We start from the raw sequence: 21545 nt of genomic DNA, 5'->3' as shown, positions 1-21545 counted from the left end.
CCTGATCGCACTCTGGCTGTAACACCGGCACATGCACGTGCAGGTGATGCCACATGTGCGACGGCTCAAAGGCATGTTCATCACTCATAGGCTTGCGACTGCAACTTGGCCACCTTATTCCAAAACGCGCTCGCTCAGCGGGAACTATGTGGCTGATACGATAGAAGGAGCTGAAAGCACGACCATCTTTTGAACACCTTTTTTGGGTAGCTAGCTGGGTAGCTAGAGCTAGAAACCTAAAAATCAGATACGCAACCCATTGAAATCAAGTGGGCTTATATGACAATGAAAATTGCCACCTGGAATGTGAACTCCTTGTCCGTACGACTGCCGCAGGTGCTGGACTGGCTTGCCGCCAACCCCGTCGATGCGCTGGGACTTCAGGAGCTCAAGCTCACCGACGACAAGTTCCCGCACATGGCGTTCGAGGAAGCCGGCTACAAGGCAGTCAGCCACGGCCAGAAGACCTATAACGGCGTGGCCTGGATCACGCGCGACACGGGGCGCGATGTGGTGCGCAACATCCCTGGGCTTGACGACGAACAGGCCCGCATCATTGCCACGACCATAGACTCGCCGAACGGTGAAATTCGTCTGATCAACGGCTACTTCGTCAACGGCCAGGAACCTGGCTCGGAAAAATTTGCCTACAAGATGCGCTGGCTGCAGGCGCTGCAAGACTGGGTCAAGGAACAGATGGCCTTGCATCCGCGCCTGGTGCTGGTGGGGGACTTCAACGTGGCTCCCGAAGATCGCGACTCCTACGACCCCGTCGGCCTCAAGGACACGATCCACCACACAGTGGAAGAGCGCGACCATTTCCAGCGCCTGCTGCAGCTGGGCTTGAGCGATGCCTTCCGCATGTTCGAGCAGCCGGAAAAAAGCTACTCCTGGTGGGATTACCGCATGCTGGGCTTTCAGAAGAATCGCGGCCTGCGCATCGACCATATTCTGGTCAGCGAGGCTCTCAAGAGCAAGGTCAGCGCCTGCAGCGTGGACCGCGCTCCGCGCAAGAACAAACAGCCCAGCGACCACGCCCCCGTGGTTGTCACACTAGACTGAGGCGGGACGCGGATCAGGCGGCGCCATGGCTCAGCCACTGCAAGGCCTGCAGCTGGCCACGCAACAGCATCACATGGCGTTTGAGCAGCTTGGCGACTTTGACCGGCAAATCCAGCTGAACAGTGTGCTCCGTGCGCTCCAGCCAGGTCTGCAAGCGCCGCAGCACATCCAGCCAGGTTTCGGCCACCGTTTCTCCCAGATAGTCAAGCCAGGTCTTGCGCACCCGCTCCAGCAGACCGCCCTCATCCAAGGCCATGGGTAGCGGGGCCGCCGGAACACCATCAAGCAGCTCCTCCAGCTCGGAAACCAGCTTGTGTGAATCCTGCGAGAAGCGGCGCAGGGCATCAACAGCCATGCTGGCGTCCGCAGTCGTCAAAAACAGTCTGGAGCTTTGCGCGAAACGCAGTCCTGCCTGCAACGCCAGAGCAAGACTGTTCTTCGCCATCTGGCCCAGTACGGCCTCCGCGCAAGGCTTGGACGCGGGTGGAACAATCGCACGGCGCCAGGCTGCCTTGACGGCTGCTCTGACCTGAGACCAGTCCAGCAGGCTGCCCCCGCAATGCAGCGACCAATGCCGGCGCAGCTCGGCCTCCAGGGATTCGAAACTCCTGCTCCCCCCCGAAGCCGTCTGCCGAGCCCGATATCTGCCGGCCTGCCAGCCCAGCAGATAGGCAGGGTAATACTGATCAAAGCTACGCCCTGGGACAAAGTAAGGCTCGCACATATAGCGCTCGTGCCAGAAGGCCTCCTCGGCCTCCGGCATCTGCAGCAATGGCGACAAGGCGTTCGCATCCCGCGGGAAAGACTCCGGTGCAGGTGGGAAAGAGATGGATAAAGGCAAGGCAGACAACGCAAACAGTCCAATCAACAAAAGGCCTGTTGATTTTTACCCCTGCGCCATCTGCCTCATGTCGTCAACCGTGATTGCACCATGTAGGACGGATAAAACCCACCGCGAGAGCGAGTGGCCACTGCACTGCTTCAGTCGAAATTCTCGTTTTCCAATCCCAGCTCCTGCAGCTTCCGGGTTATGGTGTTGCGGCCAATCCCCAGCCGGCTGGCAGCTTCCACTCTGCGACCATGCGTGGCTGCCAGAGCCGTTCGCAGCAACTGTGCCTCGAACTGATGGGACAGCTGATCCCATACATCGTGGTGGCCTTGCGACAACAGTTCCTCGGCCTGCTTGCCCAACCCTTCCAGCCAGCCCTCGGTCAATGTCGGAGCTTCGGTCAAAGGAGCTGCCGCAGTGCCAGGCACGGACATGGACGCCGCCTCAGGCAGGTTTACCTTGGACTGGTCAAGGCCCACACCACTGCTCAATGCGCCGGCAAAGACTGCTGTGCTCACCGATGCAGAGCTGCCTAGCACTTCGGGCGGCAAGTCCTTGAGTGCAATCTGCTGGGCCGGAGCCATGACGGTCAACCAGTGGCAGATGTTTTCCAGCTGGCGCACATTGCCCGGGAAGTTGAAGGCCTGCAGGCGGCTCATGGCGGCCGTGCTCATGCGTTTGGGCTCAACCCCCAGCTGACGCGCGCTTTGCTGCAGGAAATGCTGAGTCAGCATGGGGACGTCTTCCTTGCGCTCGCGCAGCGCGGGCAGGCGCAGGCGGATCACATTCAGACGATGGAACAAGTCCTCGCGGAAAGCACCGTCCTTGACGCGCAGCTCCAGATCCTGGTGCGTCGCCGCAATCACACGCACATGGGCCTTGACGGCCTGATGTCCGCCAACCCGGTAGAAATGGCCGTCGGAGAGCACCCGCAGCAGACGCGTCTGCAGCTCGAACGGCATGTCTCCGATTTCATCGAGAAACAGCGTACCGCCTTCGGCCTGCTCGAAACGTCCCCTGCGCTGGGTCTGCGCGCCGGTAAAGGCGCCGCGCTCGTGGCCGAACAGCTCGGACTCCAGCAGGTCTTTCGGAATGGCAGCGGTATTGATGGCCACAAACGGTCCGCCGGCAACCGGAGAATGCTTGTGCAGCGCCCGTGCCACCAGCTCCTTGCCGGCACCGGACTCCCCGGTGATCAGCACCGTGACATGACTCTGGCTCAGTCTGCCGATGGCGCGAAACACGTCCTGCATGGCGGGTGCCTGACCCAGCATTTCCGCCTGCACCGGAGCCTGCACATCGGCCACCTCCTCGCGCTGGCTTTCCTCGACGGCGCGCCGGATCAACTCCACGGCCTTGGGTACGTCAAATGGCTTGGGCAGATACTCGAAGGCCCCGCGCTGGAATGCCGAGACTGCACTGTCCAGATCGGAATAGGCCGTCATGATGATCATGGGCAGCCCGGGCTGCTGCGCCCTGACCTGCTCCAGCAGCTCAAGGCCCGAGCCGCCAGGCATGCGTATATCGCTGACCAGCACCTGTGGAGCCTGACGCTCGGGATCGCTGTTGTCCACATCAGCCAGGGCCTTGAGCACATCGCGCGGCTGGGTAAAGCTGCGAATGGGCCAGCCTTCACGCCCCAATGCCTTTTCAAGCACAAAGCGGATGGAAGGGTCGTCGTCCACAATCCAGATTGGCTTCATTCGTGCAACATCCTTCCCTTCTTCTGCATATTGATAATGTCAGGCTTTATGGCAGCGGTATCAGGATTCGGAAATCCGTCCTCCCCGGCTGGCTCTCGCATTCGATCAGGCCATGGTGACGTTGCACAAAGGTCTGAGCCAGCGTCAGCCCCAGGCCGGATCCGCCGTCTCTGCCTGAGACCAAAGGATAGAAAATCCGCTCCTTGATGGCATCTGGCACGCCTGACCCGTTGTCGATTACATGCAATTCCAGTGCCAATCTGTAGCGCTCGCGCCCCAGAGTGACCTGTCTGGCCACACGCGTCTTCAGAATGATCTCGGCATCGCCCTCTGCAATGCGCCGCCCCAGCGCCTGTGCCGCGTTCTGAACGATATTGAGCAGAGCCTGTATCAGCTGTGCGCTGTCGCCTCTGAACTCGGGGATGGAGATGTCATAGTCGCGCGTGATCTTGAGCCCCTGAGGATGCTCGACCAGCACCAGCGAACGCACGCGCTCGCAGACCTCGTGGATGTTGACGTCGCCCACCTCATGCGGGTGGCGATGCGGGGCCAGCAATCTGTCCACCAGCGCCTGCAGGCGATCGGCCTCGTGAATGATGACCGTGGTGTATTCCAGCAGCTCGGGCGTGACCAGATCCATCTGCAGCAACTGGGCCGCGCCGCGAATGCCGCCCAGCGGATTCTTGATCTCGTGCGCCAGATTGCGGATCAGTTCCTTGTTCGCCAGCGCCTGCTCTCGGATGCGCTCCTCGCGATCCTGACGGGCCTGCTGTTCCAGCGGCCACATCTCCACCATGACATGGCCGGCCTTCTCGGCCAGCGAAACCGCCGCATGAATCGGCAAGGGCTCCTGCCCCAGGCGCAGCAGGCTGGCCTCGAAGCGCAGCGCAGCAAAGTCGTTGGAACGGGCGCCGCTGAGCGCCTTGTCCAGCAAGGCAGGCTCGGCAAAGCAGGTGGCGAAGTCACTGCCCACCATGATGCGGCGCGACTGGCCCAGGGCGTTTTCCAGCGCCGCGTTGACGAAGCGCACCATGCCGTACTCGTCAAGCACGGCAATCAGGGTGCAAAGCCAGTCCAGCGACTGGTAGCCGTGAGCATTGGCCTGATCCGGATCAGGCCTGGGGATATCGGGGAGCGGGGCTGCAGTGGAACTCATTCGATAGACCAAAAATGACCAGCCCCAGGGGCCGGATTAATTGACCGCAGGCAGCCGGTCCAGCTCTCGCCTGATGCCTGCGATATCACTTTCCTGGCGTGTGATATCGGCTTTCAGCTTGGCCACCCGCTCCGGGTAGCCCTGAGGATTGCGCAGCTCCAGTGCCGTGCGCACGGGGTTGCCATCGTTGTACTCCGCCTTCAGCTCGGACAGTCTGGCCTGGGCCTTGTTCAGCTCGCCTTGCAGGATGGCTCGTGCATCGGAGTCACGCGCTTTCTGCGCGGCACTGTCGCTACGGGCCGTGGCCGGCGCGCTCGATGCAGAGCTACTTGCCGGCTTGGGCTTGACCGAAGCCGCAGCGGCATTGCCACCCGAGGGCCTGGTGCCGTGAATCACCGTCACGCCACTGCCATCGACCGGCTTGCATCCCTTGGCCTTGGCCTGCGAAACATTGTTGGTGTACTCATTGCCGCAGCGGTAGATCACATCCTGGGCAGAAACCAGCCCGGATGCAAGACACAGCAACGACAACACATAAAACTTCTTCATTCGGTCCTCTCAGGCAGACGGCGGCCGCAAGTCCGCAATACCCTGAGTATCGCTCCAAGCCTGCGGCTTTTATTGACTACTTGACCGCCACCAACCCGTTTGGTTCCTTTGCTGCCACGCCCGCCGCAGCGGGCGCTCAATAAAAAAGGCGGCTTGCGCCGCCTTTTTTGACCTCTGCTTTACAGCGAGAAGTACATATCGTATTCGACAGGGTGCACCGACTGGCGATAGCGAGTCACTTCGCCCATCTTCAGCTCAATGTAGGCATCCAGCATGCTGTCGGAGAACACACCGCCCTTGGTCAGGAACGCACGGTCTGCGTCCAGGGCTTCCAGAGCCTGATCCAGGCTGTGGCAGACGGTAGGCACCAGCTTGTCTTCCTCGGGGGGCAGGTGGTAGAGATCCTTGGTCGCGGCTTCGCCGGGATGGATCTTGTTTTCCACGCCGTCCAGGCCGGCCATCAGCAGAGCTGCGAAACCCAGGTAGGGGTTCATCAGAGGATCGGGGAAGCGTGCTTCCACGCGACGAGCCTTGGGGTTGCTGACGTAAGGAATACGGATGGAGGCCGAGCGATTCTTGGCCGAGTAAGCCAGCTTCACGGGCGCTTCAAAGCCGGGAACCAGACGCTTGTAGCTGTTGGTGCCAGGGTTGGTGATGGCGTTCAGCGCACGAGCGTGCTTGATGATGCCGCCGATGTAGTACAGGGCGAAGTCGGACAGGCCGGCATAGCCGTCGCCGGCAAACAGGTTCTTGCCATCCTTCCACACGGACTGGTGCACGTGCATACCGGAGCCGTTATCGCCAGCGTAGGGCTTGGGCATGAAGGTTGCCGTCTTGCCGTAGGTGTTGGCCACGTTCCAGATGATGTACTTCTGCAGCTGTGTCCAGTCGGCACGCTCGACCAGGGTCGAGAAGCGTGTGCCGATTTCGTTCTGACCGGCGCCGGCCACTTCATGGTGGAACACTTCGACAGGGATGCCGACCGCTTCCAGCAGCAGCGACATCTCTGCACGCATGTCCTGGGTGCTGTCGACAGGAGGAACTGGGAAGTAGCCACCCTTGACGCGAGGACGGTGACCACGGTTACCGGTCTCGAACTTGGTGCCGGTGTTCCAGGGAGCCTCGTATTCTTCGATTTCGAAGAAGGGGTTGTGAGGCTCGGTACCCCAACGCACGCCGTCGAAGATGAAGAATTCGGGTTCGGGACCGAAGTAAGCGGTATCGCCCAGGCCGGAAGCCTTCAGGTAGGCTTCAGCACGCTTGGCAATGGAACGGGGATCGCGGTCGTAGGCCTTGCCATCACCGGGTTCGATCACATCGCACTGCAGAATCAGTGTGGTTTCTTCGAAGAAGGGATCGATATTGGCAGTGTTGGGATCGGGAACCAGCTGCATGTCCGAGGCTTCGATACCCTTCCAGCCGGCAACGGAAGAACCGTCGAAAGCATGGCCCGAGGCGAACTTGTCCTCGTCGAAGTGCGACACGGGCACGGTCACGTGCTGTTCCTTGCCGCGGGTATCGGTAAAGCGCAGGTCCACGAACTTGACCTCGTTATCCTGCACCATCTGCATCACGTCTGCAACGGTCTTCGCCATTAGATCTCTCCTGCCAACTTTGGCTGATCAAATAAAGAATGAATAGTATCTAGCAGTTTGCGTGCCAACTCGACCTCGGCGCCTCGCAACAACATCTGCGCACCGAAACCGAGCCTTGGTGTAAAGATATTCGGCACAAGACATAAGCACTTACCAGAGCTGCATCTGCAAACTGCACCAAACAGACGCGCATTGTCTCACTGCCAGAGCACGCCACACAATTGCACCATCTTGGTGAATTAATTGGCACCAATTTGGTGCATTTCTGAAACAAGATTGTTTTTGGTGCATGGCACCTGATTCAACCTGCTGCAGACGCTTTTCAGCGAGCCACCGAAGCTGCACCATCCGAATCATCTGCACCCGGTGCAAACGGGACCTGCGGGTCGGCAGCACTCGGCATGGTCTGCGCCCTCATCTGCTCCAGCGCCGCCAGACAGAAGTGGGCAAACCACAGTGCAGAGAAGGCAAACACCAGCGCATAGATCCAGATGGCAATGGGCACAAGAATCCAGAAAGCAGCCAGGAACAGCAGCCCGGAAATCCAGACCACACCGGGCGCTGCACCCAGATAGCCGCAGATCACGCCCATCAGAATGAGCGACATGCGATGACGGGCAAACAGGGCCCGGCGCTCGTCCTTGCTGGCATGCTCGGACAAGGCGTCAAATGCCATGACCCTGTAGGTGAGCCATCCCCAGATCAAAGGCGCTACCACCAGCATCAGCGGCGGGAACACCCATAACGGCAGAGTGACAAACAAGGCCAGCAGCGCAATCAGCGTGGAGCCGCCCGACCAGACCAGGCTGGCCATGGTGGAGCCGCCATGCTTTTTCTCGAGACCGACAAAGCGTTTCTCGGCCACCAGCTGCGTGAGCACTGGTGCCATGAACAGGCCTACCAGCAGCAAAACCAGCACCACGAGTACCGGCATTGCGCCCAACACAACAAAAATGGAAGCCACCACCTCCGAGGCATACCCAAGGCCCAGCCCTTGCAGCCATAGCCACAAGGAATGCAGCCAGCCCACCCCGTCCAGCAGGCTTTGCACCTTGAGGACCGCATCGGCCCAGAAGAAGTAACCAAGAAGCCAGGCCATCAAAGCCATGGCCAGCAGCGGCAAGAGTGACCAGACAATGACCCGCTTATGCAGGCAATACGCCATGGCACGCCAAAAAGAGTCGAGTAGCAAGCTCATGCTGGCAAGCATACTCAAGGATTGGCTTATGCGCGACCCATCAATCGCAGGACAGCCAGCCACTGCTGCGCCCAGAAGCCACGGCCATAGTCGCGCAATTGTCCTTTTGTATTCGCTTGCACCTGATCGCGAATGCCAGTGGGGTCATAGCGCAGATCAAAGTTGGCCGTGCCAAACAATATGTCCCACCAGGGCAACAATACGCCGAAATTGTTTCCATGCACCTTCTTGTTGCGCACGGGCGCCATGGGTTCGTGGCCAATACCGATGGCGTGGTGGCGGCGGTGAAAGCGTGGACTGATCCACAGGCGTTCGCCCAGTTGGCCAAACCAGATGCGCACGTTGGCATGCTGAAAGCTCTCGCTGAGCTGGGTCAGGGCCACGATGGCCACGAACTGCCCCGGAGCCACGCCAATCAGCTGTGCCACCAGCACGATGATGGCGTCATGGATCACGTCGTCGAGCAGGTGATTGCGATTGTCGCTCCACACCGTCATCTGGCGCTGCGAGTGGTGCACGGCATGCAGCTTCCACCACCAGGTAAAACCGTGCTGACCTCGATGAATCCAGTACTCGACCAGATCGAACACGACCAGATACATCAACAGACTGACCCAGGCGTTGTCCGTCACGCCCGGCCAGATATCGTCAAGATGAAAGCCAGGCATGCCCAAGACATGAAGCCTGCCCATGAGGGCATCCCACAAGGGATCGATCGTGAAGAACAATGCCAGCCGGAAAAATCCCAGCCGGTGAATCAGCGTGTAGAGGATGTCCACGCGAATCGCCTGGCGGTCCACCACGGGCTCGACCGGCCTCCAGCGCTGCAGCGGCACGATCACCGCGACCATGACCGCTATCTGCAGCAGCCCCACCAGCAGCCAGCCCGTGGCTGTGTAGCCATCTTCGAGCAGGTTCGCCATGCCGAAATGGAACAGAAACGGCTGAACCACGCCTTCAAACAAGCGTTGCTGCGCCTCTCCAAACATCTGAACCAACCAATCCACAACTCACTCCTCTTGCCGCACTCAGCGGTGCTGCGCAATCCAGCCCTGGTACGCCGGATGCTCGGCCAGCGTACGAAAGCAAAAACCCTTATCCAGCAGACCGACGATCAGCGGCTCCAGCACCGCCGGGGCCCAGGGGTCCTGGCGCGACCAGATGCCGAGGTGGGCCAGCAAGATATCGCCGCCGCCTATGTTTTTGAGTGCCTGGGCCAGCAAGCGTTCATTGGGATACCTGTCGCTGGGCAGCTCGTCGCCCAAAAAGCCTGCCGGCGCCCAGCCCACATGCTGAAAGCCTCCCTGCTGCGCTGCGGCAATCAGCGCTGGCGATGTCTTGCCGCCCGGCGCACGATACAGCGGCAAGGTCTTGCGACCCGTGATCTGCGCCAGCCTCTGAGCGGAGCGGGCAATCTCCTGGCGGTACTCATCGGCAGACACCACATAGCTCTGACCGGCTCTGGGCCCGGCCGATGGCTTGACCTTGAAGTGCGTGACCTGGCCTGTGGCCTTGTCGCGGATATCGGCCAGCCAGTACATATGGTCGAAGGTATGGGATGCGAGCTGGTGACCTTCGTCGGCACGCGCCTTCCACCAGGGCGCCCAGAAGTCGCTCAGACTGCTGCCCCCCTCCTTCGTGGCCTCATTGGCCGCAAAGAATGTGACGGGCACCTTGTGCTTTTGCAGAACCTGGGCGACAAGCTGGGCTATGCCCATATGCCCGGTGTCGAAGGTCAGGTAGACCGCCTTGGAGCAAGCGCCTGAAGCCATCTTCCTTGCAGCTTCGGCAGCAAAGGCTGGGACGGCAGGCAGGCCGCCGACCAGCGAGCCGAGCATGAAACAACGTCTTTGCATCCACCCTCCTTGAGGTGGTCAACACGGAGACCAAGCCATCCCTGCCGTTTCGATGCAGCAGGGACAAGCACCTTAGCGCGCAGCGTGGGACAGCGTCCAGACACCGTGAGGCGACTTGCCCACATTGACCTGATTGACCACCTTCTTCTCCACCGTGTCGATCACCGACAGCTTGCGCGCCCAGCGCGAGGCCACGAAGATGTAGCGGCCGTCGGCCGAGACATCCATGCAGTCGGGGCCGCCAGGCGCCGGGTAATTGGCAACGACCTGGCTGCTGACCATATCGATCTTGCTGATGGTATTGGCCACGCGATTGCTCACGTACAGATGACGGTCATCGCCGGCGGCGCGGAAGGCATGGGCGCCGGCTGCCGTCTTGATCTGACCCAGGCTGCGTGGTTCGGGACCGGTGATGTCGAACACTTCGACACCATCGCCGCCCGTCAGGCCGACAAACAGCTTTTTGCCATCAGGGCTGCCATAGACGTCGGCAGGCATGGGGCCGGTGGGCACTCGGGCCTTGATGGTCTGGGTGGCGATATCGATGGCCACCAGGGCGTCGCTGTCCTGCATGGTGGAGTACAGCGTCTTGCTCTGCGCGTCGATGAACAAATGGCTGGGCGTCTTGCCGGTGGAGACGCGCTTGACCAGCGTCGGCGTCTGCGTGGCCGCATCCCAGCGGTAGAAATCGATGTGGTTGAGGCGGTTGGCAGCCGTGACAAACCACTTCATGTCCGGCGAAAAGCGCAGGTGGTATGGGTCCACGATATCGCGGATCACGCGCTGCACGGCACCCGTGCGCGGATCCACCAGAGTCAGCGAATCGCCCAGCGCATTGGCCACCACCAGTGATTTCTCGTCTGGCGTCAGATACAGGTGGTGAGGCTCCTTGCCCGTGGGAATGCGCGACTGCTCCTTCCAGGTCTGCGGATCGATCACGCTGATGGATGCATCCAGGGAATTGAGCACAAAGATGGGCGTCGGGCCTTGCACGGCACGCGCTGCCTGTGCCGGCTTGACAGCAGCTGGCGGCAAAGGTGCACCGGTTGCAACCGCCGCCGCGGGCGCGACCACAGGAGCGGCAGGGACCGCCGGTGCGGCTGCCTTGGCAGACTTGAAACCGGGCAAGGCCGAAGCCCCCAACCATGCCGCAGCGCCCACGCCCACGACCAATGCCACAGCAGCGCCAGTGCGCCCAATAGAAAGACGTCCCACAACCACCACCTTCTCAGAATCCATGCAGTGTAGCTGCGTCAATGCAGCCGCTGCCAACACAAGCCTTCTGGTTTACAAAGCTTGTTGAAATGCCGCGCCAAGCTTGCCTGATCGGCGCAGGCCGCATCATGACAACAATTCAAAAACAGGAGCAGCTAGCTCCTGCTTTTATTACGGTACAGCCTTAAAAAAGCTTGAAACCGTTGGAATAAAGGCACATGACGCTCATCCATTGATGAACATCATTGCTCTATAAAAAAAGGAGCCCCAAAAGGGCTCCTTTGCCAACGTCGGTGACGGGTCCTCAGACCTTCCACTTCTCCGCCAGCTTTTCGGGATTCAGCGTGTCATAGCCTTCGAAAGGCTGGTGAATCCAGGGGTTGGTGGCCAGGAAGTCCACCGAATAGTCAGGCTCGAAGGTCGACACGCCCTTGGTCCAGATCACGGCGCTGCGCAGCTCCGTAATAGGTGCGTAGTTGGTCTTGAGCATGGCGATCACGGCCTTGAGCGTGGCTCCCGAGTCCGCCAGATCGTCCACCAGCAGCACGCGGCCGGAAATGTCGCCCTTGGGCGTGGCGATGAAACGGCCGATGTCCAGATGGCCCTGCACCGTGCCGGCTTCGGCGCGGTAGGAGCTGGTGGACATGATGGCCAGGGGCTTGTCGAAAATGCGGCTCAGGATGTCGCCGGGACGCAGACCACCGCGTGCCAGGCACAGGATGGTGTCGAATTCCCAGCCGGACTGGTGGATCTTGATGGCGAGCTTTTCGATGAGACCGTGGTACTCGTCGTAGCTCACATACAGGTGCTTACCGTCTTCTGTCAGCATGGGCACAGTTCCTTTGAAAGTTCAGTAAAACCCGGCCCGATCAGGCGGCGCTGTACGGGTTGTGCATCAGGATGGTGTGATCGCGGTCGGGGCTGGTGGACACCATGGCAATGGGCACACCAGTCACTTCGGCGATACGGTCCAGATAGCGGCGAGCATTCACGGGCAGCTTGTCGTACTCGGTCACGCCCACGGTGGAGTCGGTCCAGCCAGGGATGGATTCGTAGATGGGCTTGCAGCGCTCGATATCGTCCGCACCCAGAGGCAGCAGGTCGATCTTCTCGCCGTCGAGCTCGTAGCCCACGCACAGTTGCAGCTCTTCGATGCCGTCCAGCACGTCCAGCTTGGTGATGCACAGACCGGACAGACCGTTGATCTGGGCCGAACGCTTGAGCAGCGCAGCATCGAACCAGCCGCAGCGGCGCGAGCGGCCGGTGGTCACACCCTTCTCAGCGCCCACGGTGGACATGACCCAGCCGGGAGTGCCTTCCTTTTCCCATTCCAGCTCGGTGGGGAAGGGACCGCCGCCCACGCGGGTGCAGTAAGCCTTGGTGATGCCCAGGATGTAGTGCAGCAGACCTGGGCCCACGCCAGCGCCTGCGGCGGCATTGCCAGCCACGCAGTTGGACGATGTGACATAGGGGTAGGTGCCGTGATCCACGTCCAGCAGCGTGCCTTGCGCGCCTTCGAACAGCAGGTTGCCACCCTCGGCGTGCACGGCATTGAGCTCACGCGAAACATCGGCAATCATGGGCTTGATCAGCTCGGCATGACGCATGGCTTCTTCGTACACGGCGTCGAATTGCACTTCGCCGTCCTTCATGTAGGGAGCCAGGCCGGCGCCGAAGTCGAAGTTCTTGGAGCCCAGCACATTCACCAGAATGTGGTTGTGCAGGCTCAGCAGCTCGCGCAGCTTGGTGGCGAAGCGCTCGGGGTGCTTCAGGTCCTGCACACGCAGGGCACGGCGGGCGATCTTGTCTTCGTAGGAGGGGCCGATGCCCTTGCCGGTGGTACCGATCTTCTGCACGCCACCCTTTTCACGGGCCGCTTCACGGGCCACGTCCAGAGCCTGGTGGAAAGGCAGGATCAGCGGGCAGGCTTCGGACACGCGCAGACGCTCACGCACCTGCACGCCGGCCTTTTCCAGGCCTTCGATTTCTTCAAACAGCTTGCCCACGGAGAGCACCACACCGTTGCCGATGTAGCACTTCACGCCGGGACGCATGATGCCGCTGGGAATCAGGTGCAGAGCCGTCTTCACGCCGTTGATGACCAGTGTGTGACCGGCGTTGTGACCGCCCTGGAAACGCACGACGCCGTTGGCGCTTTCGGTCAGCCAGTCAACCAGCTTGCCCTTGCCCTCATCACCCCACTGGGTGCCGACGACGACCACATTGCGACCTTTGGATGTATTCATATTCCAATCCGATAAATCGAAGAATTAGTCAAATGCCTTAAATGGCTTGCACGACCCATTGCCCGCCGACATTGGCAAGCTCACGGTCGCAGTGGAACTCATCCACTTCGCTTTCATGCCCTGGCAGCACGCAGACCACCGTCTCGCCCTGCTGGCGCAATGCGGCAATGGCGGCAGCCACTTGCGCGTCATCACCCCAGGGGGCGCGAATGGCAGCCTTGAGCGGACGCTCGGGCACGACAGCCACCAGTTGTTTGATATCGAGACTGAAGCCGGCAGCGGGACGATTGCGCCCGAACACTGCACCGACTTCGTCGTAACGGCCACCGCGCACCAGGGCATCGCTGCCGCCGGGCACATAGATCGCAAAGCGCGTGCCGCTGTAGTAGGAGTAGCCACGCAGGTCGGCCAGGTCGAAGCTGACCTTGACGCCATCCAGATGCTGCACCAGCCAGCGCAAATGCGACAGCACATTGCGCACGCCGGCAGTGCGCTCCAGCAGCTTTTCAGCTTGATCGAGCACTTCCATGCCGCCGTACAACTGCAGCAACGCCATCAGGCCTTCACGCGAGGCTTCGGGGAAATCGCGGGTCAGCTGAGCCAGCTCGGTTGCATCCTTGGAGGCCAGGGCTGCATGCACGCCACGCAGCACCTGCTCGTCCACCATCACGCCAGCCAGCAGGCTGCGCACGATGCGCACATCGGCCAGATCCACGATGACGTCTTTGACGCCCGCTCCCTTGAGGCAGTCGAGAGCCAGATGCAGGGCTTCGAGGTCGGCTTCCAGGCCTTCATGGCCGTAGATTTCAGCACCGAACTGGAACGGCTCACGCGTGGCACGCGGACGATCGGGGCGCGCATGAACGACAGGACCGCAGTAGCACAGACGGGTTACGCCCTTGCGATTGAGCAAATGTGCATCAATGCGTGCCACCTGCTGCGTCATGTCTGCACGCAGGCCCATGGTGCGACCGGAGAGCTGGTCAATCAGTTTGGAGGTTTGAAGGGCAAGAGCTTCGCCTGTACCCGTCAGCAAGGACTCCAGATACTCCAGCATGGGTGGCATGACAAGCTCATAGCCATAGCTGCGCGCAGTATCGAGCAATCCTCGACGCAATTCTTCGATGTGCCGTGCCTCGGAGGGCAAAACATCGGCAATGTGATCCGGCAGGACCCAAGCAGACATGGAGAAATGGGGAGGCTGTTAAAAATGCGATTCTACCGGCTTTGCCAGCCCTGCCCAATTTGACCGCTAAGGCCTAGCCAGTATCGGCAGTATTTAAAGCAGCACCAGCATGATGGCGCCTGCTGCGATACAGAGCAATCCGCAAAAGCGCAGCTGCCCATCCCTGAGTTGCAGCAACTGGGAAAACAGCTGGCGCCACAGCCCGGGCGCGAACAGGGGCAGCAGCCCCTCCAGCACCAGCAACATGGCGATCGCCAGTCCCAGGATCTCCCACCAGTCCATTGCCATCTCCCAATAGACAATGGCCCTCAAGGGGCCATTGCTTGTATCGTTGTCAGAGCTTTCCGAACTTGCGCAAACAAGGATGCACAACAGGCATTTCTATCGGCAAAACACCATGCCTGATCCGAATTTGCGCAAGCCAAGGCCTATTTGCCAGCGGAGCCGCCACTGCGATAAGCCTTGAAGAAGTCGCTTTGCGAAGGATCTAACACCAGCACATCGCTCTTCTTGGAGAAGCTCTCCTTGTAAGCATCCAGACTGCGATAGAACTGCGCAAACTGCGGATCCTTGCCAAAGGCTTCTGCGTAGACCCGTGCCGCTTCAGCATCACCCTCACCCTTGATCTTCTGTGCATCGCGGTAGGCATTGGCAATGGTGATGTCACGTTGACGGTCGGCCTCGGCGCGAATCTTTTCACCCTCAGCCGCGCCTGTGGAGCGCAGCTCGTTGGCCACGCGCTTGCGTTCGGCCTCCATACGGCGATAGACGGACTCGGTGATGGTCTCGGCATAGTCCACGCGAGTGATGCGCACATCGACGATGTCGACACCCCAGGGCTTGGAGCCGCGCACGGTTTCCAGCACTTCACGCTTGACGTCGGCCATCAGCGTTTCACGCTTGGAAGACAGCAGCTCACGCACGGTACGGCGGTTGATCTCTTCCTGAAAGGCATTGCGCACCACACGATTGAGCTGCATGGCACCGGCAGATTCATCCAGACCCACGTTACGGATGTATTCCGAAGGCTCGGAGATGCGCCAGCGCACATACCAGTCGATGACCACGCGCTGCTTTTCAGCCGTGAGCATGGGCTCGGTATCGGTGCTGTCGAGCGTCAGCAGACGCTTGTCGATGTAACGCACGTTCTGCAGCGGTGGCGGCAGCTTGAAGTTAAGCCCGGGCTCGGTGATCACTTCCTTGATCTGACCCAGCGCATAGACCACACCGAACTGACGCTGATCCACGACAAACAGGGTCGAGCTCAGCAAGGCCAGCACCACGAGAATGCTGGTGACAAAAAATCCGATTCGATTCACTGCATTCTCTCCTAGCGTGCGTCACGGTCACGGCTGCGCGCATCGCGGCTGCGGGCATCACCGGCGGGATTGGGTACTACACGTACGTTGGCTGGAGCCGAAGCTGCGCCGCCGGCAGCTGCATCACCCGACGCAGCGGGAGCAGCGGCGCTGCCACCCACGTTCTGCATGATCTTGTCCAGAGGCAGATACAGCAGATTGGAGCCCTGGCGCGACTCCACCAGAACCTTGGTCACGTTGGTGTAGACCTGCTGCATCGCATCGATGTAAAGACGGTCACGTGTGACCTGAGGAGCCTTCTGGTACTCGGAATACAGCGAACTGAAGCGTCCGGCATCACCCTGAGCCTGGGCCACGATCTTGGACTTGTAGGCAGCAGCCTCCTCACCCAGACGCGCCGCTGCACCCGCAGCACGGGGCACCACATCGTTGGCATAAGCCTGGGCCTCATTCTTGGCACGCTCACGCTCCTGACCAGCCTTGAGCACATCGTCAAACGAGGCCTGCACCTGCTCGGGCGGCCGCACGCCGCCTTGCTGCATATTGATGCCCACCACCTCAACGCCCACCTTGTAGCGATCCAGAATGGACTGCATCAGATCGCGCACTCGCGGCGCGATCTGATCACGCTCCTCAGCCAGAGCCGCGTCCATCTTCATCTTGCCGACGACTTCACGCACGGCGGACTCTGCCACCTGGATCACGGCCTCGGAAGGACTGCGGCTTTCGAACAGCCAGGCTCGCGCATCACTCAGGCGGTACTGCACGGCAAACTTGATCTCGACGATGTTCTCGTCCTCGGTCAGCATTGCCGATTCACGCAGCCCCGTGCTGCGCACGATGTTGTCGCTCCCCACCTCCGCAGAGCGGATCTGCGAAACATAGACCAGCTCATGCTTTTGAACGGGATAAGGCAGGCGCCAGTTGAAGCCCGCTCCCACGGTGCTCTTGTATTTGCCGAACTGCGTGATGACGGCCTGCTGGCCTTCCTGCACGATGAAAAAGCCTGTACCCAGCCAGATCAGCACGGCCACGCCGGCAATCAGGAAAATTCCTTTGCCGGGGTTGAAAGGCTCGCCAGGCTGACCGCCGCTGCGGCTGGGTGGCACACCACGGCCGTTGCCGGAGCCACCACCAAACAGGCCGGAAAGCTTGCGATTGAGATCACGCCACACCTCTTCCAGATCAGGCGGCTGGCCTTGCTGAGGAGAGGAAGGACGGGGTCGCTGCTCGGGTGCGGGCGGCATCGGAGGACGCTCCCCTTCGGGTGCCGAGCCGTCCGGCTTGGAGCCATCTTCGTTGTTGTTGTCGCCACGACCCCAGCGCGGATCGTTCAAATTGAACATCCCGCGAATGCGTTGCGGCAGCACCGCCAGGCGATGGACGCGTTGTGAAAAATTCATGCGAGACGTCTCTGTGTTTTCAAAAAGACATGGACCATGGCAAGCATTGTGCCCAATAGGAACGCAAGCCCCTAGTATTGCGCGTCGTCATCAGGGGACATCCAGTACGTATCGTCCTGCCCCTCGACTTCTTCGCGTGCCGCCTCTTCACGTACCTGCAAAACCCGGTCAGCCAACATCTGCCGCAGCTGCGCCAGCCCCTGCCCCGAGCGAGCACTGACAAACACACGCGGCACCGGCGTGCCATCGAGCTCATACATATCCTGCAGCATGGCAGGCTGACGCTCGGGCTCAATGGCATCCAGCTTGTTGAAAACCAGAATCTGGGGCACATCATCGGCCCCGATTTCACCCAGAACTTTTTGGACTTGTTGTATTTGTTCGGGGAATCCGGGGTTCGATGCATCCACGACATGCAGCAGCAGATCGGCGTCAATCGCCTCCTGCAAGGTGGCCTGGAAAGCATCCACCAGACCGTGCGGCAAGTCACGAATAAAACCGACGGTATCCGACAGGGAAACCGACTCCTCGGCCTCCGCCAGATACATCTGCCGGGTGGTGGTATCCAGCGTGGCAAACAACTGATCTGCGGCATAGGCGCGAGCCTTCACCATGGCATTGAACAGCGTGGATTTGCCGGCATTGGTATAGCCAACCAGGGAAATATTGAAAACTTCGCGACGCGAGCGCTGACGCCTCTGCGTAGAACGCTGCTTCTTGACCTTTTTAAGGCGCTCCTTGGTGCGCTTGATGGCATCGTCAATCATGCGGCGGTCAAGCTCGATCTGCTTTTCACCGGGGCCGCCACGGCCACCGATACCGCCAGCCTGACGCTCCAGGTGACTCCAGCGGCGCACTAGGCGCGTGCTGATGTATTGCAGGCGAGCCAGCTCCACCTGCAGTTTGCCTTCATGGCTGCGTGCACGCTGGGCGAAGATTTCCAGGATCAGCATGGTCCGGTCGTTGACCGGCATCTGGATATGGCGCTCCAGATTGCGCTGCTGCGCCGGGCTCAGAGCCTGGTCGAACCAGACTTCCTTGGCGCCGTGCATCTGGGCCAGCATGCGGATCTCATCCGCCTTGCCACTGCCCACGAACAACGCGGGATCGGGAGCTTTGCGCTTGCAGGTCAAGCGCGCCACGGGTTGCAAGCCAGCAGTCTGTGCCAGCAGGCCCAGCTCTTCCAGCTCGTCATCGAAATGGGGAACACCAAAATCCACGCCCACCAGCAGCACTGGCGCAGACGCGGAACGTTCAAAGGATTCAGAACTCAAATACCTGTCCCGTAGGGTAAGAGCCGCGCCGGACTAGCCGGCGGGCGTTGACGCAAGAAAGCTTAGGCAGCAGCGGCGTCGTTGTCAGCCGGAGTAGCGGCCGAGAAGTTCACGGCGCGACCGGGAACGATGGTGGAGATGGCGTGCTTGTATACCATCTGGGTCACAGTGTTGCGCAAAAGCACCACATATTGGTCGAACGACTCGATTTGGCCCTGCAGCTTGATGCCGTTGACCAGATAGATGGAGACCGGCACATGTTCACGACGCAGTGCGTTCAGGAACGGATCTTGGAGGAGTTGACCTTTATTGCTCACGATATTCTCCGTGTTCGAAGAGTGTTGTTGTAAACCGACACATTACCACAGGGCCCGGGAAAAACAGCGAAAAGGGTTTTCCCGTAGGCACCAGCAGACAGCTATTAATCCTTGTCGGCGTAAGGATTATGGGAGGTTTTCAAGTCGATGCGCAACGGGGTGCCGACAAGATTGAACTCCTTGCGGAAACGGCCTTCCAGAAAGCGCTTGTACGCATCGGTGACCAGTTCCAGCGAGTTGCCATGGATCACGATGATGGGCGGGTTCATGCCACCCTGGTGGGCATAGCGCATCTTGGGACGATAGGCCCCCACCTTCTTGGGCGTCTGGAACTGGATCGACTCCATAAGAATGCGCGTCAGCACAGGAGTAGGCATCTTGCAGGTGGCTGCACGATGAGCCTGGATGATGGATTTCCACAGCGGCTCGAGACCCTGGCGCTTTTGTGCCGAGATGAAGTGCAGCGGCGCAAACTTCAGGAAGGACAGGCGCGTCTCGATGGAGCGCTCCAGCATCTGACGCTGGTAGTCATCCACGGCATCCCATTTGTTGATGCCCAGCACGACCGAGCGGCCGCTTTCCAGGATATAGCCCGCAATATGGGCGTCCTGGTCGGTCACGCCTTGCGTGGCATCGATCAGCAGCAGCACGACGTTGGCGCCTTCGATGGCCTGCAGCGTCTTGACCACCGAGAATTTCTCGATGGCTTCGAACACCTTGCCCTTGCGGCGCAGACCTGCGGTGTCGATCAGCTCGAACTTCTGGCCATTGCGCTCGAAAGGCACCGTGATCGCATCGCGCGTGGTGCCTGGCATGTCAAAAGCCACCAGGCGCTCTTCACCCAGCCAGGTATTGATCAGCGTGGACTTGCCAGCATTGGGACGACCTGCCACCGCCAGACGCACGGGCTTCTGATCTTCCTCGCCAAAGACCTCGTCTTCAGGCTCAGGCAGATTCAGCAGACCCAGGGCCGCATCGACCAGGCTGCGCACACCCTGACCGTGGGCGGCAGACACGGGCACGACCTCACCGAGGCCCAGTTCATAGAACTCGGACAGCTGCACGCCATCCTTCATGCCTTCGGCCTTGTTGGCCACCAGAATGGTGGGCTTGCCCAGACGGCGCAGGTAGTTGCCGATCTCGTGATCCTGACCGGACAGACCGGCACGCGCATCCAGCACGAAGATCACGACATCGGCTTCCGCCACGGCTTGCTGCGTCTGCTTGGCCATCTCCTTGAAGATGCCGCGCGATGCGTCCGGCTCGAAGCCGCCCGTATCGATGACGATGTACTCATGCTTGCCCTGACGGCCCTGGCCGTAATGGCGGTCACGCGTCAGCCCTGCAAAGTCGGCGACGATGGCATCCCTCGACTTCGTGAGTCGATTGAACAGCGTCGACTTGCCCACATTGGGGCGCCCTACCAGGGCAATAACTGGCTTCATTCCAAAAACAACCTATCAATCCGGCTTGAAGCCATACACAGTTCCGCTTCGGCTGACGATCACCAGAGTATTGGCGGCGACAACCGGGGAAGTGGCAACTCCTGCCTTGTCAGTTTCCAAACGGGCCAGTGCAGAGCCATCTTCACGCGAGAGCATATGCACTGTCCCCAAATCATCGGCCAGCACCACGGAGCGGCCCAGCACCAGAGGTGCCGTCAGCTTGCGGTACTGCAGCTTGTCGATGGACCACAGACGCTGACCGTCTGCACGATTCCAAGCCTGTACCGTGCCGTTGCTTTCGGCGCCAAACACGGCCTGCTCGTCGCCCGCCACGCCATCGCTACCCTTGGAGGTCTGCGTCCAGCGCACATTGGCCGTGCTCACATCCACGCACCCCACCGAGGCCTGGAACGCACGTGCGCAGACACTGCTGCCCACACGGCTGACGGGGCCGACCAGATCCACCAGTCGCTCCACATCGTTGGTCCCGCGCGGTGCGGCCAGAGGAGCCATCCAGCGCACCGAGCCATTGTCAGGATCAACACCTGCCAGACGTCCGGACACGCCTACCACCAGATTATTACCAACGGCCTGCAAAACGCCTGGCTGGCGCAGAATAAGCGGTTCATTGCTGGGGCCTTCAACCGACCACAGCTCACGACCCGTATTGGCATCGAAGGCCGCCAGAGAACGGTCCGCCGCCATCACGAACACGCGGCCGCCAGCCACCAGAGGCGGCGTATAGACTGCGGCAGTCAGATTGTTCTTCCACAGCTGCTTGCCTTCGGCAAACACCATGAGCTGGTTGCTGCGTGTAACCACCGCCGTGCGCTGTCCGTCGCTGCCCACGCCGGTGGTCAGCGGCTCGCCCGCACTGAACTTGCCCAGCTGGCTGCCGGTATTGCCATCAAGCGTCGTAACGCTGCCATCCTTGGTGACCACGGTGACGGTATTGCCCTGCACCAGCGCAGGCATGGCCAGAGGCACTTCGTTGCCGAGCTTGGCCGACCAAGCCTGATGCACCGCGATCTTGCCTGGATTGGCCCCCAGGTCCAGAGGCTTGGGCTTGTCCTTGCCGCCGAACATGGAGCAGGCAGCCAGCGACGCGGCCACAGCAGTCAGCACCAGCACACGGGCTGCGGATTGCGCTGCGGGGGCAGCGAACTTCACTTGATGGGCAAAAGTCTTCAAG

At 60.5% G+C, this 21545-nt stretch carries 20 protein-coding genes; 1 reads left to right on the top strand and 19 read right to left on the bottom strand.

The window, feature by feature from the left end:
• Positions 1 to 285 precede the first annotated feature (285 nt).
• Positions 286 to 1062 carry an exodeoxyribonuclease III gene (gene xth / locus CSE6_RS20395; protein ID WP_034359323.1) on the top strand — a complete coding sequence of 259 codons (777 nt, stop codon included), beginning with the start codon at positions 286 to 288 and terminating at the stop codon, positions 1060 to 1062.
• A gap of 13 nt (positions 1063 to 1075) precedes the next feature.
• Here xth and CSE6_RS20390 read toward each other — a convergent pair whose 3' ends face one another.
• The 19 genes from CSE6_RS20390 to bamB form a co-directional block, all read right to left on the bottom strand.
• Positions 1076 to 1843 (bottom strand): hypothetical protein, encoded by a 768-nt coding sequence (locus tag CSE6_RS20390; protein ID WP_238585750.1) that lies wholly within the window; start codon positions 1841 to 1843, stop codon positions 1076 to 1078.
• Between the two features lie 200 nt (positions 1844 to 2043).
• On the bottom strand, positions 2044 to 3594 hold the full coding sequence (ntrC, locus tag CSE6_RS20385; RefSeq protein WP_034359327.1) for a nitrogen regulation protein NR(I): 1551 nt from the start codon (positions 3592 to 3594) through the stop codon (positions 2044 to 2046).
• A 46-nt stretch (positions 3595 to 3640) separates the two neighbouring features.
• Complete coding sequence (glnL, locus tag CSE6_RS20380) at positions 3641 to 4750, bottom strand: nitrogen regulation protein NR(II) (RefSeq protein ID WP_177340863.1); 1110 nt, start codon at positions 4748 to 4750, stop codon at positions 3641 to 3643.
• Positions 4751 to 4786: 36 nt separating this feature from the next.
• The gene (locus CSE6_RS20375; RefSeq protein ID WP_034359332.1) at positions 4787 to 5299 is read right to left on the bottom strand and encodes a hypothetical protein; all 513 of its coding nucleotides are present in this window, start codon (positions 5297 to 5299) and stop codon (positions 4787 to 4789) included.
• 179 nt (positions 5300 to 5478) lie between these two features.
• Positions 5479 to 6894: a type I glutamate--ammonia ligase gene (glnA, locus tag CSE6_RS20370; RefSeq protein WP_003063782.1), complete on the bottom strand. Its 1416-nt coding sequence runs from the start codon at positions 6892 to 6894 to the stop codon at positions 5479 to 5481.
• Between the two features lie 322 nt (positions 6895 to 7216).
• Complete coding sequence (locus CSE6_RS20365) at positions 7217 to 8104, bottom strand: EI24 domain-containing protein (RefSeq protein ID WP_034359334.1); 888 nt, start codon at positions 8102 to 8104, stop codon at positions 7217 to 7219.
• 14 nt (positions 8105 to 8118) lie between these two features.
• The gene (locus CSE6_RS20360) at positions 8119 to 9099 is read right to left on the bottom strand and encodes a sterol desaturase family protein (protein ID WP_059441309.1); all 981 of its coding nucleotides are present in this window, start codon (positions 9097 to 9099) and stop codon (positions 8119 to 8121) included.
• Positions 9100 to 9120: 21 nt separating this feature from the next.
• Positions 9121 to 9948: a polysaccharide deacetylase family protein gene (locus tag CSE6_RS20355; protein WP_034394862.1), complete on the bottom strand. Its 828-nt coding sequence runs from the start codon at positions 9946 to 9948 to the stop codon at positions 9121 to 9123.
• Between the two features lie 72 nt (positions 9949 to 10020).
• Entirely contained in the window at positions 10021 to 11187 is a 1167-nt protein-coding gene (locus tag CSE6_RS20350; protein ID WP_034378382.1) for a YncE family protein, read from the bottom strand.
• A gap of 280 nt (positions 11188 to 11467) precedes the next feature.
• Positions 11468 to 11992 (bottom strand): phosphoribosyltransferase, encoded by a 525-nt coding sequence (locus CSE6_RS20345; protein ID WP_003063794.1) that lies wholly within the window; start codon positions 11990 to 11992, stop codon positions 11468 to 11470.
• 40 nt (positions 11993 to 12032) lie between these two features.
• Positions 12033 to 13409: an adenylosuccinate synthase gene (locus tag CSE6_RS20340; RefSeq protein ID WP_003063796.1), complete on the bottom strand. Its 1377-nt coding sequence runs from the start codon at positions 13407 to 13409 to the stop codon at positions 12033 to 12035.
• Between the two features lie 37 nt (positions 13410 to 13446).
• The gene (locus tag CSE6_RS20335) at positions 13447 to 14595 is read right to left on the bottom strand and encodes an ATP phosphoribosyltransferase regulatory subunit (protein ID WP_003063798.1); all 1149 of its coding nucleotides are present in this window, start codon (positions 14593 to 14595) and stop codon (positions 13447 to 13449) included.
• A 93-nt stretch (positions 14596 to 14688) separates the two neighbouring features.
• Positions 14689 to 14877: a DUF2065 family protein gene (locus CSE6_RS20330; protein ID WP_012839168.1), complete on the bottom strand. Its 189-nt coding sequence runs from the start codon at positions 14875 to 14877 to the stop codon at positions 14689 to 14691.
• 146 nt (positions 14878 to 15023) lie between these two features.
• Positions 15024 to 15914: a protease modulator HflC gene (gene hflC, locus CSE6_RS20325; protein WP_003063801.1), complete on the bottom strand. Its 891-nt coding sequence runs from the start codon at positions 15912 to 15914 to the stop codon at positions 15024 to 15026.
• A gap of 11 nt (positions 15915 to 15925) precedes the next feature.
• A complete protein-coding gene (hflK, locus tag CSE6_RS20320; RefSeq protein ID WP_034359349.1) occupies positions 15926 to 17317 on the bottom strand; it encodes an FtsH protease activity modulator HflK in 1392 nt (463 codons plus the stop codon).
• Positions 17318 to 17388: 71 nt separating this feature from the next.
• Positions 17389 to 18552 carry a GTPase HflX gene (hflX, locus tag CSE6_RS20315; protein WP_182287255.1) on the bottom strand — a complete coding sequence of 388 codons (1164 nt, stop codon included), beginning with the start codon at positions 18550 to 18552 and terminating at the stop codon, positions 17389 to 17391.
• Positions 18553 to 18653: 101 nt separating this feature from the next.
• Positions 18654 to 18908 carry an RNA chaperone Hfq gene (hfq, locus tag CSE6_RS20310; protein ID WP_012839170.1) on the bottom strand — a complete coding sequence of 85 codons (255 nt, stop codon included), beginning with the start codon at positions 18906 to 18908 and terminating at the stop codon, positions 18654 to 18656.
• Between the two features lie 104 nt (positions 18909 to 19012).
• Positions 19013 to 20353 (bottom strand): ribosome biogenesis GTPase Der, encoded by a 1341-nt coding sequence (der, locus tag CSE6_RS20305; protein WP_012839171.1) that lies wholly within the window; start codon positions 20351 to 20353, stop codon positions 19013 to 19015.
• A gap of 15 nt (positions 20354 to 20368) precedes the next feature.
• The gene (gene bamB, locus CSE6_RS20300; protein WP_052057692.1) at positions 20369 to 21544 is read right to left on the bottom strand and encodes an outer membrane protein assembly factor BamB; all 1176 of its coding nucleotides are present in this window, start codon (positions 21542 to 21544) and stop codon (positions 20369 to 20371) included.
• Between the last annotated feature and the right edge of the window lies 1 nt (position 21545).

Origin of the sequence: Comamonas sp. E6 (assembly GCF_001010305.1) — a bacterium.
Taxonomy (GTDB): domain Bacteria; phylum Pseudomonadota; class Gammaproteobacteria; order Burkholderiales; family Burkholderiaceae_C; genus Comamonas; species Comamonas thiooxydans.
The sequence above is the reverse complement of the archived record's forward strand: the minus strand, read 5'-3'. Positions and strand labels throughout refer to the sequence as shown.